The following is a 20384-nucleotide window of genomic DNA, read 5'->3' as shown; positions in this document are numbered from 1 at the left end:
GGGGGTGGGGATTGCGGAATAAACCTAGTATAAGTCTCAGCCGACCTCGCTGTCGTTTATCGTTGTAGGAAACTACGGCGACGCCGACACGAGACTGGGGTTGACCACCGATCGGTACAGGTTACCGATAATGTACTATAGCTAACCGCCCCGTGGAGGTTCGAATCCTCCCCTCACAGCCACCGCTCTTCGAATGAGAAGAGCACATCGGTCATCCGATCCGGATGATCCTTGAAAACACTCAACACTGTGAGGTGATGAAACTGGCAGCCATGCCCTCTTGTCTCGGGGGTGGGGATTGCGGAATAAACCTAGTATAAGTCTCAGCCGACCTCGCTGTCGTTTATCGTTGTAGGAAACTACAGCGACGCCGACACGAGACTGGGGTTGACCACCGATCGGTACAGGTTACCGATAATGTACTACAGCTAACCGCCCCGTGGAGGTTCGAATCCTTCCCTCACAGCCACCGTTCTTCGAATGAGAAGAGCACATCGGTCATCCGATCCGGATGATCCTTGAAAATACTCAATACTGTGAGGTGATGAAACTGGCAGCCATGCCCTCTTGTCTCGGGGGTGGGGATTGCGGAATAAACCTAGTATAAGTCTCAGCCGACCTCGCTGTCGTTTATCGTTGTAGGAAACTACGGCGACGCCGACACGAGACTGGGGTTGACCACCGATCGGTACACGTTACCGATAATGTACTACAGCTAACCGCCCCGTGGAGGTTCGAATCCTTCCCTCACAGCCATCGTTCTTCAAATGAGAAGAGCACATCGATCATCCGGATTGGATGATCCTTGAAAATACTCAACACTGTGAGGTGATGAAACTGGCAGCCATGCCCTCTTGTCTCGGGGGTGGGGATAACGGGATAAACATAGCGTAATGCCTTGCTTCGGCAAGACTAGGGTTGACCACTAAGCATTTGCACTATGGCTAACCGCCTCGTGGAGGTTCGAATCCTTCTCTCACAGCCAAAATAAATACTGCGTCCGCAGAAATACAAAAGGGCCCTACCGGCATGAAGCAACGTCTTAAATTATCGCTTATTATTGGTAGGGCCCTTTTATCGTTAGTAATAGCAATCCGTTATGTAGTAAGGACATTCCTAATTTTTCATTAAATAAAAATTAGGCAAAATGTCTGGGCGTAATGCTTCTAGGTACGAATGATTTAGTCGATCAATTCCCCGCAGCCACTATGATTTTATCGATACATAATATTTCAGAACCGCAAACTCCAAAGTCAAAAGTTACTTCGAAAGAATAAGTACCTTGTGCTATACCTCCTGGTGACCATATTGGAATAGTCTGTATACCCGCATTTGGCGGATATGTTCCAGTATCCGTATCACTTACTAATTGCCCGGCTGAATTCCAAACCCTAACGTGAATTGTCGTATTGAGAAATTGCATACTTGTATTGGCTGCTCCAAATTGTACATTGATATTCAGAGTTCCATTACTAGCGACCGGATTTGGATATGCTGAACTTGAAATTGAAAAATCTCGAATCCAACATTCATCACTTCTTTCTCTTCCCCTTGACTCATCACATACCCCACTATTTCCATCATCACCTCCGCTACAATTTGGTAAAATGAATAGGCCGATAAGGGCTACGGCCCATAGTATTAGTGTTTTTTTCATAACTAAGGATTTAATTTTTATGCAAAAAAAATGGATTTACAGATAGCTTGAAACTCCTAATCTTGGTAGTACTGAGTAGAACTCGCTAAATGAAGTCTGCGACTACGAAATAATATTGACCGTCCAACCCCAACTCGCGTTATCAGGTATGGTGCCAGGCAATTCTATTTTCCATTTATTGATCTGTGTCATGGACTGCCTTCGTACGATTTGTTCCCTCCTAATTCTAAATACCTTCTCGCTCAGCGTAGTCTGTTACTACGCAATAGCATTGCTCATTCAACCTCCACCCGCGTTACCAAATAAAGTGCCAGGCAAAGCTACTTTCCGCTTATTGATCTGTGTCATGGATTGCCTTCGTACGACTTGTCCCCCTCCGCCCTGCGGGCACCTCCCCCTGGGAGGACAGGTACGCTGCAAGGGACGTTGTCCCCCTCTGGCGAGGGGGATTAAGGGGGAGGTGCTTTTTAACAACCAATATTCGGTGCTTAACTAACTCTCAATTTCTGGATGTCTCCGCTTAGCATAGTCTGTTACTACTCAATAGTATTGCTCATTCAACTTCCACTCGCGTTATCAGATAAAGTGCCAGGCAAGGCTATTTTCCGTTTATTGATCTGTGTCATGGATTGCCTTCGTACGATTTATCCCCCTCCGCCCTGCGGGCACCTCCCCTTGGGAGGACACTTACCCTGCAAGGGGCGTTTTCCCCCTCCGACGAGGGGGATTAAGGGGGAGGTGCTCTTTAACAACCAATATTCGGTGCTTAACTAACTCAATTTCTGGATGTCTCCGCTAAGCGTAGTCTGTGACTACGCAATAATATTGTTCATCCAACCTCCACTCGCGTTATCAGATAAAGTGCCAGGCAAGGATATTTTCCGCTTATTGATTTGCACGGTCATGGATTTCCTTAGTACAATTTGTTCCCCCTCCGCCCTGCGGGCACCTCCCCCTGGGAGGACAGGTACCCTGCGAGCGGCGTTTTCCCCCTCCGACGAGGGAGATTAAGGGGGAGGTGCTCCCTATCATCGGTCCAAATGCCAAAAAATACTCCCCCCGCTGCTAACAAAACCCCCAATCACAATCCCAAGCCCCAATCTACCCATATACGGATCACGATGATCCAAAGGGCTGTATGGACCTCGGAAAAGGCCCACCACATTTCAGCGCAATAAAACTAAATAGGAAAAAACTTTGCCACTCTTCTTCCAGCACCATTCACATAAACCATCCCATGATTTAACACGGAAAGTAGGTGAGATCATGTAGGCGCGCTACACATCGCTTAATGGACCAGATTGGGCAGTCCCTGCAGTTTTTTCATCAACTGGACTTTGTTGTTGACGTCAAATTTCTTGTAGATGGACTTGATGTAGTGCCGAACCGTGTTGATGGAAATGTACAGATCGGTGGCGATCTCTTTGTATTGTTTGCCTTTGCTCAGGCCCTTGACAACCTGCAGTTCGCGATTGTTGAGCAGGCCGACAAACTGACTGAGGTGAGCTTCGGCCGGGTTTTCGTAAGTGACTTCCTGCCGGAAAAGATTGATGATGTTTTTGGAAAGGGAGGGGTCAATATAGTCCTCGCCACGGATCAGCATGTGGACCGTATCCAGGAAGGCCTGCATCTCGCCGCATTTGAGTTTTATGGCGTTTACGCCACTTTTCAGGGCTTTGAAGAGGTGTTCTTCTTCGATCTGCTCGGCGTAGAGCATAAATTTGGTGCCCGGCAGTAAGATCTTTAGTTTTTTGATGTGGTCGAGGTTGGTGGAGCGTTTGCTGTACAGATCCATAATGAGGATATCCGGTGGATGGCTCAGGTCCAGACTTTCAAAAAACCTGCCGATACGGGATTCTAAGATGACGCAGGATAGGTCTGCCTGGTCGTTGATCCACTTTTTAGCCCGGTTGAGCAATTTAGAGTTGTTGTCGATAATCGCTATTTCTACCATATAGTTCCGTCGGCGAGCTGGTCGCACGGGTTCGTGAGGAAATGGTAGTAAGTGGATGTGATAAATATGTTATGTAAATGTAGCGATTCATTCACATTTAGAAAAGCAATCACATGAAAAAAATTAATATCACATCTTTTATACATGTGCATGTAGTTGTGAATGCAGCCTATTTTTATTCTCTTTGCAATATCCAATTAGAACGAACAAATACTCCAATCAAAGGCTTACGCTTACCCAATTTAAATGCCTCAATAGATTGAAGCCTGGTGGCTATTTTTAAAAATTTAAGGCATTAAAGACTCAACTACTTTTAAGATTACCTGTTAGGAAAACACAGATCGACGTGGATAACACTGTTCGTGCGAATAGCCCAGGTCCTTGCTGTGATCCTTTTTCAATTTCAAGTACAACCACAACCATCTTCACTAAAAGCACCGACTTTGGGGAGTTTTCTCCTTAGTTTCCAGTGCATTATTCTGATCGCCGGTAAAATCGAGATCCCAAAACCAAAGGTATCCTCGGGCTTGCTTCAGATCCTTCCAACCAATCTTACTACAACTATCTGATCTCATGGAGTAAAATCTCCACTGAAACGGCCATTGCGGTCCTTTAGATCCTGTCGAAAGTTTTGCTCATGCGCTATCGACCAGGGCTTAAAAGCTATTGCCGCAACCGACGGAAGTGGAGACCATTATAGTGTGTTTTGAATTATTCAAACATCAACCTTTTTATGAAAAGATATCGACGACCTATTGAAGCCATGCCCGTAGTATGCCTGGCGGGGAGCAATCTACATGCCCGTTTCTCCTGGCCTCTAGCCTTTACCTTAACCATCCTCTGGGCGGGTCTGTGCGGCCTTTTTCCCCTGTCGGGTTTCAGTAATACCCCGTTCTCCTCACAATACTTATCCTCCGAAACGAATATATACGTTGATCAGGCGGTCGAGGCGCTTCCACTGGCGGAAGCGGAGGCAGAAAATGGTCGTACCTTACACCTTTTCTCCCACGGTCGGCCCGGCTATCTGCTGCTGGAGAACGAATGGCGGAATGCTCACCAAATTGCCGAATGGCTACAGAGTGGGAAACTGCTTACCGGTAAAACCCAACTCAACCTATACGGATGTAATTTTGCCGAAGGCGAAAGCGGTCGCGCGGCGGTCGCTTATCTGCAGCGCGCACTCGGCCTGTCGGTAGCGGCTTCGGATGATGTTACCGGGGCACAGGGTGATTGGGAACTGGAGGTTGGTGCTGCGCGGGAAGTGATGGCGTTCCCGGCTTATGCCTATAATCTGCAAATCAATGAAAAGCTTCCCTTCGTAAACGACGGGACCAACTTTAATAATATTACGGCTACGGTTACCAATACTGTAGCCAGTGTAATCCCGCTCTGCGCTGGAAGTATTTCCAATACGGGCAACCTGGTAGACAACAACACCAGCAACTTTGCTTCGGTAAGTATTACCGGCCTGGGCTGTGATGGAACGGTAAGCGTAAAAGATAATGATGCGTCCGACACCTATCCGGGCGGCGCTTTTGCTGGCTTCCGGGTAAGTTCCGCCGGTATATTACAGGCTTCCGTTGGCGCGGAGATTACCATTTCCACTTACAATAACAATGTACTTCAGGAATCCGAAGTGGTCGTGACCACGGGTGTTGGCGTTAATTCCCTATTGATCAGTGGCGATGGAACCATCGTTCTCGGTTTTATTACGACCTCGGATTTTGATGAGATCCGGATCACTTATGATGCATTGATCGGCGTATTGTTTACGGCTCAGATCTACCACGCTGTAATTGAAGTATTTGCTGCGGGTGTTCCTTTGAGCTGCAACGAACAAACCCTGATGAACAACCCTGACTATCCGACCATCATCGATAACGCTCAAACGGAGATCACCGGCGTTTGCGTTGGCTGTACGATCGATGATCCGGAAAACGTCATTTCTGAAAGCGATGCTGATTTTGCGACCATTTCACTACCACTCGGGGTGGCCGGTTCCGGATCGATCGCCGTTTGGGACGTACTGACCGATTATGCGGCCGGTACTTTTGCCGGTTTTAATATTTCCAATGCCAATCTGGTGGGTGCGAATTTGCTTTCCGGCATTACCATCACCACCTATCTGGACGGTGTGGAACGGGAATCGACCGCCAACATCGGTACAGACCTCGCTTCCGTAAATTCTTCCCTGCTGAACGGGGCGGGCAATCAACTGATCGGTTTCATCACGACCTTATCTTTTGATGAAGTAAAAATTGAAGTCTCCAATTTGCTGGGTGTACTTAATGAAACCCAGGTATACAATGCGGTTTTCCAGACCTTTTGCGCCGGGCCCAGTCCGGACTGTGCGCTGGATACCTATCTCGTTACCCCGGACTATCCGGTGGTGGTCGACAATGAGGTCAGCAGCCTGATCTGTGTTGGCTGTTCCATTGATGACGCTCAGAATATTATCGATTCCGATACCGACAATTTTGCCAGCATCGATCTGGTGGCCGGGGTTGGTCTCGAAGCGACAGTTTCCGTACGCGATGTGATCACGGACTATGCCGCCGGGACCTTTGCCGGTTTTGATATTGAAAATACCAACCTGCTGGATGTTAATCTGCTGGCCGGTGCCCAGGTCGTAACCTATCTGGATGGAGTAGAACGGGAAGATAGCGATGACGGGGTGCTGCTTTCCCTGCAATTGCTCGGTGGCGATCGGCAGGTAGTCGGATTCACCTCCACACTTTCCTTCGATGAGATCAGACTGACGGTGCGCAATACGGTCGGTCTGGATCTGGGAACTACCCTCGTTTACGGCGCGGTGATCCGAGGACCGTCCGATGCGGGCACGGCGCCTCCGGAAATTACCGGTGATGCCGGTTCCGGCGTATCGGTCAGTAATGTCTGCCCCGCTACCACTTTCGATCTGACTACATTAGTGGCGAGTATTCCCGCCGGTGCCACGGTCGAATGGTATACTACGAATAACAGTCCGCCCACCGGAGGTGCTTACGCTACCCCGACGATGGCCACCGCTGGCACGTATTACGCTTATTTCTACGATGCGGTAGAGGGCTGCTACTCGCTGCCCAGCAACCCGGTCACCATGGTATTCGATATTTGTGCGCCGGTGATCGATTGTAATGAAAAGTCCGCATTTGTCAACGACGAAATTTCTTTTGATAACCTATCCGCCAGTGTGACGGACGATGTATTGCTGCCCTGTATCGGCGGGGTGACCGGCCTGGATAATCTGGTAGATGCCGATACTGATAATTTTGCGACGGTCAGCATCACCGGCCTGGCCTGTGACGCCACGATCAGCGTCGTGGATAACGATGCGGGCGATACTTACCCCGGCGGTTATTTTGCCGGTTTTGAGGTAAGTTCTGCCGGATTGCTGCAGGCCTCCATCGGTGCAACCGTCACCATCGAGACCTACAACAATGGCGCTTTTGCGGAAAGCTTCGATGCCATCACGTCTCTGGTCGGTGCCAATACATCACTGCTGGACCCGGACGGCAATATCGTGCTGGGATTTGTGACCACGCTGGATTTCGATGAGATCCGCATCACCTACGAATCCCTGGTTGGGGTGCTCTTTACCGCTCAGGTTTACCACGCGGTGATTGAGGAGTTCTGTGCCGGACCGGCACTGGCCTGTAACACCCAGACTCTCATGAACAACCCGGATTATCCGACCATAGTGGATAACAACGAAACCGGGATCACCGGGGTGGCCTGTGTAGGCTGTACGGTAGATGACGCTGAGAATGTGATCTCCGCCAGTACGGTGGATTTCGCCACGATCACCCTCGATGTGAACGTCGGAACGGTTGGATCGATCGCGGTGCAGGATGTACTGACCGATTATCCGGCCGGTACCTTTGCCGGTTTCAATATTTCGAACCCGGATCTGGTGGAAGCCAATGTGCTGTCGGGCATTACCGTCCGCACCTATCTGGATGGCGCCCTGCAGGAATCTTCCACCAATGTGACCCTGGTTTCGGCCAGCTCGTCCCTGATCAATGGTACGGGCGATCAGTTGGTGGGCTTTGTCACCACATTGCCTTTTGACGAAGTAAAACTCGAAGTGACCAATCTCCTGGGAGCGATCAATATTACCCAGGTCTACAATGCGGTATTCCAGGCTTTCTGTGCCGGTCCTACTCCGGATTGTGCCACGAATACCTACCTGACCAATCCGGATTATCCGGTGATTGTCGATAATGAACTAACGGGTATTACCGGTGCGGTTTGCGCGCTATGTTCTGTGAACGATTCCCAGAATGTGATCGACGCCGATACGGATAACGAAGCAAGTATCGTACTCACCGCCGGTGTGCTGAGTACCGGTTCCATTGCGGTCAAAGATGTACTGACGGATTATCCCGGCGGCTATTTTGCCGGCTTTGATATTGATAATCCCACGCTGCTGGGCGTAGATCTGCTGGCGGCCGGGGAGGTATCCACCTACCTGGATGGGGTGTTGCAGGAAACCAGTGGCGCTACGCTGTTGAGTCTGGAGATCCTGACCGGTAGCCGCCAGATCGTGGGCTTCTTTACTACGCTGCCGTTCGACGAAGTACGCTTCTCGATCAGCAATCTGGTGGATGTAGATGCCGGAACGACTCTCGTATACGGTGCCGTTCTGCGGAGTGTATCGGCTGCGCCTTTACTGATCGGCGATGGGGACGATGGCGACAGTGAAGATGGACTGACGGTAAGTAATATTTGTCCTGCCACCACTTTCGATCTGACTACCCTGATCACTCCGGTTCCCGGAACAACCATCGAATGGTATACCAGCAATGATAATCCACCTGCCGGTGCTGCTTACGCAACGCCCACTATGGCTACTGCGGGAACTTATTACGCCTACTTCCTGGAAGACGGAACGGGCTGTTATTCCCTGGCCAGTAATCCGGTCACCGTCATCTTCGACATTTGCGATCCGATGATCGATTGTAATGTGAAATCCGCATTTGTCAATGACGAAATTGCTTTTGATAACCTATCGGCCAGCGTGACGGATGATGTGCTGCTGCCCTGCATCGGCGGGGTGATCGGCCTGGACAATCTGGTGGATGCCGATACCGATAATTTTGCGACGGTCAGTATTACCGGTCTGGCCTGTGACGCTACGATCAGTGTCGTGGATAACGATGCGGGCGATACCTACCCGGCCGGTTATTTTGCCGGGTTTGAGGTAAGCTCCGTCGGACTGCTACAGGCATCGATCGATGCGACCGTCACCATCGAAACTTATAACAACGGCGTTTTGGCGGAAAGCTACGATGCCGTCACCGCCCTGATCGGCGCGAACACCGCGCTGCTGGATCCGGACGGTAATATCGTACTGGGTTTTGTGACTACCATGGATTTCGATGAGATCCGGATCACTTACGAATCGCTGGTCGGGGTACTCTTTACCGCTCAGGTTTACCACGCGGTGGTAGAGGCGTTCTGTGCCGGTCCGGCCCTCGAATGTAATACCCAGACCTTAATGAATAACCCCGATTACCCGACCATCATTGATGTTGCGGAAACGGGGATCAGCGGTGTAGCCTGTATCGGCTGTACGGTAGATGATGCCGAGAATGTGATCTCCGCCAGTACGGCTGATTTCGCGACGATCACGCTCGATGTAAACGTCGGAACGGTGGGATCGATCGCAGTGCAGGATGTACTGACCGATTATCCGGCCGGTACTTTCGCCGGTTTCAATATCTCCAATCCGGATCTGGTAGAAGCCAATGTACTGTCGGGCATTACCGTCCGCACCTATCTGGATGGCGCTTTGCAGGAATCTTCCACGAATGTAACCCTGGTTTCCGCCAGCTCGTCCCTGCTCAACGGTGCGGGCGATCAGTTGGTGGGCTTTGTTACCACCCTTCCTTTCGACGAAGTGAAACTCGAAGTAACCAACCTGTTGGGCGCAGTAAATATAACCGAGGTGTACAATGCAGTATTCCAGGCTTTCTGTGTCGGACCCGATCCGGATTGTGCCACGAATACCTATCTGACCAATCCGGACTATCCCGTAATTATCGATAATGAACTGACGGGTATCACCGGTGCGGTTTGCGCCCTTTGTTCAGTGAACGATTCCCAGAATGTGATCGATGATGATACGGACAACCGGGCCAGCATCGTACTGACGGCCGGTGTACTGAGTACCGGTTCCATCGCCGTCAAAGATGTACTGACGGATTACCCGGCCGGGACTTTCGCCGGTTTTGATATCGAAAATCCGACCCTCTTGGGTGTGGATCTGTTCGCTGCCGGGGAGGTCACGACCTATCTGGATGGTGCGCTGCAGGAGAGCAGCTCCGGAGTACTCCTTACCCTGGAGATCCTGACGGGCAGCCGGCAGATCGTTGGTTTCACCACTACCTTGCCGTTCGACGAAGTACGCTTCTCAGTGAGCAATCTGGTAGATGTGGATGCCGGTACAACCTTCGTATACGGCGCTGTACTCAGAGGCGTATCCAATGCCGGAGTCGATGCGCCCGTATTGGATGGAGATACCGGTACCGGAGTGATGGTGAGCAACACCTGCCCCACCCCTACCTTTGATCTCAATAGTTTGGTAATGGAAATACCCGCCGGAGCCAGTCTGGTTTGGTTTACTACCAACGATAATCCCCCAATGGGTGCACCATATGCGACGCCGGACATGGCTACGGCCGGGGTATACTACGCTTATTTCTACGATGCAGTTGCCGGTTGTTATTCACTGGCCAGCAATGCCGTGACAGTTACGCTCGAAGACTGCGGACTGGATACGGACGGTGACGGCAACCCGGATTTCTCCGACCCGGATCCCAATGATCCCTGTGTGGGCTACATTGAAGGTTCCGAAGTGGCCGGTAACCCGATCTGGGCCAATGCCGACTGCGACGGTGACGGTGTGATCAACGTAACGGAACGCGATGTGGACATGACCAGTCCTTACGATCCCTGTTCACTGAATCAGGCCAGTGTAACCCTGGTAGCGACCAGCACGGGCGACTGTGACGGTGACGGGGTAACGGATGCCGACGAGATCAACGGTACGGACGGCGATCCGAATACGCCCGGCGACAATACCGACCCGAACGATCCCTGCTCACTGAACCTGGCTGATGTAACGCTGGTAGCGACCAGTACGGGCGACTGTGACGGCGATGGCGTAACGGATGCCGACGAGATCAACGGTACGGACGGCGATCCGAATACGCCCGGTGACAATACCGATCCGAATGATCCCTGCTCCCTGAACCTGGCGGATGTAACGCTGGTAGCGACCAGCACGGGCGACTGTGACGGCGATGGGGTAACGGATGCCGACGAGATCAACGGTACGGACGGCGATCCGAATACGCCCGGCGACAATACCGACCCACTTGATCCCTGCGATTACAATCCCGGCGATGTAACCTTGCCGCCGAGTATGGCCTGGGAAATGCTGGATTGCGATAATGACGGAAACCCGAACGGGGACGATCCCAATCCGCTGGTAGCTACTGCCCTGGATGACAACGCTGTCGCCGACTTTGGCGTCACTACAACGGTAGACATTCTGGCGAACGATGACTTCCTCCCGGGGGCGAACACTTCGCTGACCCAGGTAGGCGGTGACGCCGGTGGTACGATCACCTTTGATCCTTTGGCCGGCACCGTGGATTACACACCGCTGGTGGGAGAGGTCGGAACGACCGTAACGATCGATTATCAGGTCTGCAATACCACTCCGGATCCCGATGTCTGCGCCACGGCCACGGTATTTGTCATGGTACAGGGCCAGTGCACCATCACCACGGCGGTGTGGCTGGAAGGCGCTTACGACGGAGTCAGTGAAATGAGAACGGATCTGAATACGATGCGTCTGCTACCCGGACAGGATCCGGCCATGTTCATGGGCGTGGAAACGCCGGTTGGCCAGCCTTACAGCGGAGCGCCCTGGGCCTACAACGGCACGGAAGGCGATGCTTTCGATTACATGACGGTTGGCAATGCGGATGCCGGTTACCATCCTGATGTGGTAGACTGGGTACTGGTTTCTCTGAGAAGTGATGTTGATGCCAGCACAACGCTCTGCACGCAGGCCGGTCTGCTGTACAAAGACGGTACCATCCTGTTCCCCGAAGGCTGTAATTGTGCCCTGCTCGACGGTCAGGAAGTATACATCGTCATCGAGCACCGCAATCACCTGCCGGTGATGTCCGACGTTCCGGTACTGGTTTCCGGTGGCGGTCAGGTCAGCTACGATTTCCGTACGCAGCAATCCTTCACCACCTTCCTCGGAGATGGTCAGAAGCTATTGGGTGCCGGAGTATACGGGATGTTCGCCGCCAACGGCGATCAGACTTCCGCTGCGGGTGCCCGTACGGATGTAAACGCTACCGACGAAGCGGTCTGGACCGACAACAACGGTACCGGCGATGCCTACAACCGGGCGGATTACAACCTGGACGGCGATGTGAATGCCAATGATGAGTCCTTATGGCTCAACAATACGGCGAAAGCTTCGGATGTAAATTTTGAATAGATAATGCTCAACTCAAAGCATGCAGGAGCCGATGATCGCTGCTGCGTGCTTTGAGCTCTCGATAAATTAGGTCTCTTACTTAAATAAAGACGACAATGAAAAGATTCATATACACATGCTCCATCCTTTTTGCCTTGTTCATTTCCGTGTTCCAGGTACAGGCACAGAACCAGTGGGATGTTCGTTTGATCCTGAACCGGCTGGATTGCCAAAACCGGCAGGCCTGGTATACGCTGGAGATCAAGAGCAGCTCGGAGCAGAACTGGGCTCTCGGTGACCAGAACTATCGCCTGTTCTTCGATGCGGACCTGATGACCGTGAATGGAGTGCGTTCGCTGCTGCCCGAAACGGCTTACAGTCCGGCCAGTATCGACGAGAACCTGAAGTTCTACGGCCAGGGGCAGGAGGAATACAGCCCTCTGGACAACATCGATGATCATCTGGGCTTCCTGGATTTCAGTATTGTACAAACCAAAAAGTCAAATCCCAATGTTTCGGCCACGGTAGAGCGGGACCGGTATCTGCCGGTAGCGGAACTTTCCATGACCGTGGATCCCGCTCATCTCAGCAGCATGGAGTTGAAAAACGCGCTGAGCATGAAGTTCAGCCGGAAAGAGACAGCCGGGAAATTTACTGCCCAGTACGTAGTGATCACCGAACACGATGCTCCAAACCATACGGTAGCGACGGCCTCCGGTGAATTTGTGGACCTGACCTTCGAGAGCGGAGCGGACGCCCGCCTGGCCATGATCTGCAATCAGGTAGTGAGAAATGACCTGACTCCGGGCATTGCTATCAACAAAAATGAGATCAAAGAATTACTGAACGTTCGGCTGGATATCTATCCCAATCCGGCGGCCGGTCCCGTACGCTACGATACCCCCGGCCTGGAACTCGGCCCGCATGAAGTCCTGATCTACGATCAGTTCAATCGTCTGATCGCCAGTTGGAAAATGGGAGCACTGAACCAGGAGGAGAACACCGTTGATCTTGAAGACCTGCCTTCCGGCGTGTACCTGTTCATGGTACGCACCGAGGACATTCAGCTACAGAAGCAGCTGGTGAAAATAGTCCGCGACTAAGTTAATCTGACACTGCCGCGGCGTGGTAATGGCGGGTTTTTTCTTGATTTAATCAAAATGATCGAATTAATTATGGGAAGTTTCAGGGAGCTATGCTTAGTAATGATGGTCTGCTGCTTTAGCCAGTCGCTCTTTGCCCAAAACCAGTGGGACATTCAGCTCTCTTTACAGACAGTTGACTGCGCTACTAATCAAGCGTGTTACGCCCTGGAATTGAGGAGTGCTTCGGGAACCGACTGGACATTAGGCGATCAGAATTACCGACTGTTTTTTGACGGTGATCTCACCACGGTTACTTCGGTAAGTAGCCTGTTGCCGGGAGCTTTTTACGGCCCGGCGGTGATCGATCAGAACCTAAAGATCGCGGGTCAGGGCCAGGAAGCCTTTAGCCCGCTGAACGATATTGACGACAACCTCGGATTTCTCGATTTTAATATTACCCAGACCGATAAATCCAATCCCGGTGCGGCTCAGCTAATTACTACGGCATCTTTTACCCAGGTGGCGGAGATCTGCGTCGATGTAGATCCTGCAGTGATCAACGATGAGAACGGTACGACCTGTCTGGCATTCTACCACAGCCGTCCGGAAACGGCCGGCAGCCTGACCACCCAGTACACGGTGGTCTCCGAGAACGATACGCCTAACAATGTGATTGCAAGCACCGGAGCCGGGTATGATGACCTGACCGAAGCGGATGGCCAGGCGGCTTGCCTGGGTGCATTTTGTGCGGCGGGTACCAATAGCTGGAACATCCGGTTTAATCTGGCGGATGTCGACTGTTTCGCCAATACGGCCTGCTATAACCTGGAATTGCAGAGCTCTTCGGGAAGTGACTGGGCCCTGGGCGATCAGAACTACCGGATCTTTTTCGACGGTGATCTCAGTACCGTTACTTCGGTAACTTCCCTGTTGCCGGGAGCATTTTACGGTCCGGCCACAATTGACCAGAATGTCAAAGTATCCGGTCAGGGCCAGGAAGCGGCCAGTCCGCTCGATGATATAGATGATAACCTCGGCTTTCTGGATTTTAGCATCGTCCAGTCCGATAAAACCAATCCGGCGGCCGCCCAGCAGATCATCACGGCGGATTTTGTAGCCGTGGCCGAGATCTGCGTTTCGGTGGAGCCGGAAGTTATAAACAATGTAGACGGCAACACCTGTCTAGCGTTTTACCACAGTCGCCCGGCAACGGCCGGTTCGGTCACGGAGCAATACACTGTAGTCAGTGAGAACGATGTGCCCAACAATACGGTTTCGGCGGCCGGTCTGAACTACGATGACCTGACCGCAGCGGACGGTAACGGCGCCTGCCTGGGAGCGGCCTGCGTGCAGTCCTGGGATATTCAACTGACCCAGAGTCTGGTCAACTGCGCGGACAAAACAGCCTGCTATACCCTGGAATTGCAAAGCGCTTCGGGAATGGATTGGGCGCTGGGCGATCAGAACTACCGCTTCTTTTTTGATGCGGATATCATGACCGTAACTTCAGTTACCTCACTGCTGGACGGCGCCTACTACGGTGCCGCCAACATTGACCAGAACCTTGCGGTTAGCGGTCAGGGCCAGGAGGCTTTCAGCCCGCTGGATGATATTGATGACAATCTGGGCTTTCTGGATTTCAGTATTGTACAGACGGACAAATCCAATCCGGCAGCCGCCCAGCAGATCCTTACTTCCGGATTTACGGGAGTTGCGGAGATCTGCGTTTCGTTTGTACCGGAAGTACTGACGGATGAAACCGGCACCAATTGCCTGACCTTTTACCACAGTCGCCCGGCAACGGCCGGAGCTTTTACCGGGCAGTATACGGTGATATCGGAAAACAACGGACCGAATAGCACCAACCTTACCTCGGGAGCTACTTACAACGATGTGGTAGACGATTGCCTCGATGCCGCCTGCCCGGATTGTCTGGAGATCGACCTTCGGGTCTATCTGGAAGGCAGTCTGATCATTCCGCAAACGGGGCTTTATCAGGTTCCGATGCGGACGGACCTCAATTCGTCCAAATTGCTTCCCGGACAATATAGTGAGAATGCTTTTAGTGGAAACATCTATACCCCTGCGCTCGGTACGCCCGGCCAGGCCTACAATATCTCCCCCTGGAATTACAGCGGAAATGAGGGCACCTTCTTTGATTCCGAGGCCATGAGTGCCAATGCCGATGCCGGTTATCCGGCGACGGTTACGGATTGGATACTGGTCTCTCTGCGCTCCAACCCCACAGATGGTTCGGAGATTCTTTGTCAGCGAGCGGCTCTTTTACATCAGGACGGTTCCGTCCAGTTTGTCGATGAGGACTATTGCTGCGAACTGGATCCCGGACAACCCTACTACATTGTCGTTGAACACCGGAATCACCTTATCATCATGTCCGCTGAGTCCATTCCGGTCATCAATGGCTTTCTAACCTATGACTTCACAGATAAACAATCGTATTTAAATGACCCCTTTAATTCCGGCGTATTCGTCCGGCAAAAAGAAGTAGTGCCCGGTGTTTTTGCCATGATTGCCGGCAACGGGGAACAAAGCTCTCCCGATAACGAAGATACCGATATCACCGCAGCTGACTTTGCCAAGTGGCTGCTCAACGGCCCGGAAACCCGGACGTACAATTTGGTGGATTACAATATGGATGGAGAAGTGAGTGCCCTGGATTATGAACTCTGGGAAACGAATTCTCCGCTGTTTACCAGTGTGCTTCGGGATTGACGGTTCATAACGCTCTAACGCTACTAATCAACACCTTCTAAACCCGCTATTTAGGTTTCTTTCTTACTTGTTTGGTCACATAATCAGAATACATCAGCTTCCTGTAAAACGCAAGGAAAAAGATCCTTGGCGCAATGGAAGGAATTAGCTGATCTACAGAAAACTGCCCCAGATATTTCAAAAGTGTGTCAGGCCTTTTCCTGGCCTGGAAAGCTCCGATGAATACACGCATCGACAAACTTTTCAAAAAGGAAATGTAAACCGAGGTCACTGTTTTTCAAAGTTTTAAACCATTGGCCGCAGTTGTACAGCTAAACAAATTTTGAGTGTGTGTCTAACCCAAGGAAATTAAAAAACGATGAAGAAATCTTTACTATTCCTTACAGCATTTTTGTTTATCACTACTGCCTATTCCCAGCGTACCCTGGAATGGAGCATCGGTGATATACAGGTATCCTGTGGGGTGACTACCGAGATCTGTTATCCTATGCAGGTCTCGATCAGCGATGGGACGCTGAATCCGGAACTGGCCACCAGTACGATCCGGATCTTCTACGATGCGGGCTATCTGAGTAACCTGATGGTCAACAACGTAGAAAACGGCTATACGGTAAGCGGATTGAACCAGAGTAACGATGTGTACGGCGGTGTATTCGGTTTTGAAGGTGGCGGCGGTATTTTCGCGCAGTTCAACCTGATCGCCAATGATAATACGCCCATTCCGCTGAGTACCACCCCGACCCATGTGTTGGACTTCTGTTTCACGATTGAGACCGGTGTGACCTACCCCCTCTGTTCTCCGCTGGTGTTTGACAACAACCATTGCGGATGGGACATGGGTATTGCCAATGATGACGGTTATCTGGTGAATGATGCAGGTATGGTGGGTACCTACTACCTCAACCTCGACCAGTCCGATGCCATCCTGGCGGACGATGAAGTGATCAATTACCTGTGGGAAGAAGATCCCGCTTTCGATTGCCGGGTGGACGAACTGGATGATACCGTTGGTGCCACTACCACTACTGACTGTATAGAAGACGTCTGTAATGCAGACGTAACCTTGGTGAAATCTTCCCTAACCTACGACGCACTCTCTAATACGATAACTTATACTTACGAAGTAACCAATAGCGGTCCGGCTACCCTTTACGATGTGGTAGTCACCGAAAGCGCCCCCGGTTTTACCGGTGCCGGCGCTCTGCCAATGCCTACCTATGTGATGGGCAGCGGCGGTGCAGACCTCGACGGCGATGGGGATGATCCCGATCTGGTCATCGGGGGCACCCTGAGCTACACCGCGGTTTATACCGTGGATCAGGCGGATATCGATGCCGGTTATGTGCAAAACAGCGCACTGGTCACCGCTTATCCGGATTACGGCGTACCCGCTATCACGGATATCTCTGATACGGGCACGGAGCCCGACGGTACGGTAATCGCCGATCCGGCCGCTGTGGAAACTCCGGATTATAATGGAGTCACAAATGGTGATCTGGGAGATGATCCGACGGTGACTTTGATTCCGCAGACACCGAGCATCATGCTGACCAAGACAGCGAACAATATCGACGGAGTAGCGTCTCCAACGACTTACGATGCAGTTGGCGATATAGTCAATTATGATATCGAAGTATTGAACGATGGTAATGTCTCGATCTACAACGTGGTAGTCACCGATCCGGGTGCCGATGCGGGAACTATCCTTCCGGTTGATGCGGATACGGACGGCTTCAACGACGGAGATATCGATGAAGACGGTGTACTGGATGTGGGCGAGACCTGGCTGTACACGGCCGCGCACACGATCACCCAAGACGACATCGACGATGGATTGTATACCAACACCGCCACAGTAAACGCAGTAGCGGATACGAACGGCGATGGTGATGGTAATGATGCGGGAGTAGGCGATGTAGCGGTGACCGATAGCGATGACGAAACGGTCAACGCCGCACAAGCCCCGAGCATAATGCTGACCAAGACGGCGAACAATATCGACGGAGTCGCCGCTCCGACTACTTACGATGCAGTTGGTGATGTAGTCAACTACGATATCGAAGTGCTGAACGACGGTAACGTCTCGATCTACAACGTAGTAGTCACCGATCCGGGCGCAGACGCCGGAACGATTCTTCCGGTTGATGCGGATACGGACGGCTTCAACGACGGCGATACCGATGAAGACGGCGTACTGGATGTGGGTGAGACCTGGCTATATACGGCTGCGCACACCATTACCCAAGACGATATCGATGATGGCTTTTACACCAATACCGCCACGGTAAACGCAGTAGCGGATACCAATGGCGATGGTGACGGTAATGACGCTGGTGTAGGCGATGTAGCGGTAACCGACAGTGATGATGAAACGGTGAATGCCGCGCAGGACCCGAGCATCCTGCTGACCAAGACAGCGAATAATATTGACGGAGTCGCCGCTCCGACCACTTACGATGCAGTCGGTGATGTAGTAAACTACGATATCGAAGTGCTAAACGACGGTAACGTCTCCATCTACAATGTGGTGGTTACCGATCCGGGTGCCGATGCCGGTACCATCCTGGAAGTGGATGCGGACACGGACGGCTTCAACGACGGAGACATCGATGAAGACGGCGTGCTGGATGTGGGAGAGACCTGGCTATATACGGCCGCGCATACGATCACCCAAGACGATATCGACGATGGCTTGTATACCAACACCGCCACGGTAAATGCAGTAGCGGATACCAACGGTGATGGTGACGGTAATGATGCAGGAGTAGGTGATGTAGCGGTAACCGACAGCGATGATGAAACGGTCAATGCCACGCAAGCCCCAAGCATCATGCTGACCAAAACGGCGAACAATATCGACGGAGTAGCGTCTCCAACTACCTACGATGCAGTTGGCGATGTAGTCAACTACGATATCGAGGTACTAAACGACGGTAATGTTTCCATCTACAATGTAGTAGTCACCGATCCGGGTGCCGACGCGGGAACTATACTTCCGGTCGATGCGGACACGGACGGCTTCAACGACGGAGATACCGATGAAGACGGCGTGCTGGATGTGGGTGAGACCTGGCTGTACACAGCCGCGCACACGATCACCCAAGATGATATCGACGATGGCTTTTACACCAATACCGCCACGGTAAACGCAGTAGCGGATACCAACGGTGATGGTGACGGTAATGACGCGGGAGTAGGCGATGTAGCGGTAACGGATAGCGATGACGAAACGGTCAATGCCGCACAAGCCCCGAGCATCATGCTAACCAAGACGGCGAATAATATCGACGGAGTAGCGTCTCCAACGACTTACGATGCGGTAGGCGATGTAGTCAACTACGATATAGAAGTATTAAACGACGGTAACGTTTCCATCTACAATGTAGTAGTGACCGATCCGGGTGCCGATGTAGGAACCATCCTTCCGGTTGATGCGGATACGGATGGCTTTAACGACGGAGATACCGATGAAGACGGCGTTTTGGATGTAGGTGAGACCTGGCTATACACGGCCGCGCATACGATCACCCAAGACGATATCGATGATGGATTGTACACCAACACCGCCACGGTGAACGCAGTAGCGGATACCAACGGTGACGGTGACGGTAATGATGCAGGAGTAGGCGATGTAGCGGTGACCGATAGTGATGATGAAACGGTGAATGCTGCACAAGCCCCGAGCATCATGCTGACCAAGACGGCGAACAATATCGACGGAGTAGCGTCTCCAACGACTTACGATGCAGTCGGTGATGTAGTCAACTACGATATCGCAGTGCTGAACGACGGTAATGTTTCCATCTACAATGTGGTGGTAACTGATCCGGGTGCCGATGCCGGCACCATCCTTCCGGTTGATGCGGATACGGATGGCTTCAACGACGGCGATACCGATGAAGATGGCGTTCTGGATGTAGGTGAGACCTGGCTATACACAGCCGCGCACACGATCACCCAAGATGATATCGATGATGGACTCTACACCAACACCGCCACGGTGAACGCAGTAGCGGATACCAATGGCGATGGTGACGGTAATGACGCGGGAGTAGGCGATGTAGCGGTGACCGACAGCGATGATGAAACGGTGAATGCTACGCAAGCCCCGAGCATCATGCTGACCAAGACGGCGAATAATATCGACGGAGTAGCGTCTCCGACGACTTACGATGCAGTTGGCGATGTAGTCAATTATGATATCGAAGTACTGAACGACGGTAACGTCTCGATCTACAACGTAGTAGTCACCGATCCGGGTGCCGATGCGGGAACTATCCTTCCGGTTGATGCGGATACGGATGGCTTCAACGACGGAGATACCGATGAAGATGGCGTACTGGATGTGGGAGAGACCTGGCTATACACGGCCGCACACACGATCACGCAAGACGATATCGATGATGGCTTGTACACCAACACCGCCACGGTGAACGCAGTAGCGGATACGAA

At 51.8% G+C, this 20384-nt stretch carries 6 protein-coding genes; 4 read left to right on the top strand and 2 right to left on the bottom strand.

The features are described from left to right. Positions 1-1189: 1189 nt before the first annotated feature. Together CRP01_RS41855 and CRP01_RS09260 are read right to left on the bottom strand one after the other, a co-directional pair. A complete protein-coding gene (locus tag CRP01_RS41855) occupies positions 1190-1657 on the bottom strand; it encodes a hypothetical protein (RefSeq protein WP_143473339.1) in 468 nt (155 codons plus the stop codon). A gap of 1288 nt (positions 1658-2945) precedes the next feature. Beyond that, positions 2946-3611: a LuxR C-terminal-related transcriptional regulator gene (locus CRP01_RS09260; RefSeq protein WP_099149749.1), complete on the bottom strand. Its 666-nt coding sequence runs from the start codon at positions 3609-3611 to the stop codon at positions 2946-2948. A 733-nt stretch (positions 3612-4344) separates the two neighbouring features. Between CRP01_RS09260 and CRP01_RS09255 the strand changes: the two genes are divergently transcribed. The 4 genes from CRP01_RS09255 to CRP01_RS09235 form a co-directional block, all read left to right on the top strand. Then, positions 4345-12135 carry a DUF4347 domain-containing protein gene (locus CRP01_RS09255; RefSeq protein ID WP_099149748.1) on the top strand — a complete coding sequence of 2597 codons (7791 nt, stop codon included), beginning with the start codon at positions 4345-4347 and terminating at the stop codon, positions 12133-12135. Between the two features lie 95 nt (positions 12136-12230). Then, complete coding sequence (locus CRP01_RS09250) at positions 12231-13217, top strand: T9SS type A sorting domain-containing protein (RefSeq protein ID WP_099149747.1); 987 nt, start codon at positions 12231-12233, stop codon at positions 13215-13217. Positions 13218-13274: 57 nt separating this feature from the next. Beyond that, the gene (locus CRP01_RS09245; protein WP_170110298.1) at positions 13275-15932 is read left to right on the top strand and encodes a hypothetical protein; all 2658 of its coding nucleotides are present in this window, start codon (positions 13275-13277) and stop codon (positions 15930-15932) included. A gap of 358 nt (positions 15933-16290) precedes the next feature. Further along, positions 16291-20384, top strand: a 4094-nt coding sequence (locus CRP01_RS09235) for a beta strand repeat-containing protein (protein WP_222845682.1), incomplete at its 3' end; no start/stop codon positions are given.

Source organism: Flavilitoribacter nigricans DSM 23189 = NBRC 102662 (assembly GCF_002646595.1).
GTDB lineage: Bacteria > Bacteroidota > Bacteroidia > Chitinophagales > Saprospiraceae > Flavilitoribacter > Flavilitoribacter nigricans.
Note: the sequence above shows the minus strand (reverse complement) of the source record. Positions and strands in the feature narration are given on the sequence as shown.

Excerpts from the sequence above, each read along its gene's own strand:
- CRP01_RS09250 (WP_099149747.1), top strand. The coding sequence starts at position 12,231 with ATGAAAAGATTCATATACACATGCTCCATCCTTTTTGCCTTGTTCATT.
- CRP01_RS41855 (WP_143473339.1), bottom strand. The coding sequence starts at position 1,657 with ATGAAAAAAACACTAATACTATGGGCCGTAGCCCTTATCGGCCTATTC.
- CRP01_RS09260 (WP_099149749.1), bottom strand. The coding sequence starts at position 3,611 with ATGGTAGAAATAGCGATTATCGACAACAACTCTAAATTGCTCAACCGG.
- CRP01_RS09255 (WP_099149748.1), top strand. The coding sequence starts at position 4,345 with ATGAAAAGATATCGACGACCTATTGAAGCCATGCCCGTAGTATGCCTG.
- CRP01_RS09245 (WP_170110298.1), top strand. The coding sequence starts at position 13,275 with ATGATCGAATTAATTATGGGAAGTTTCAGGGAGCTATGCTTAGTAATG.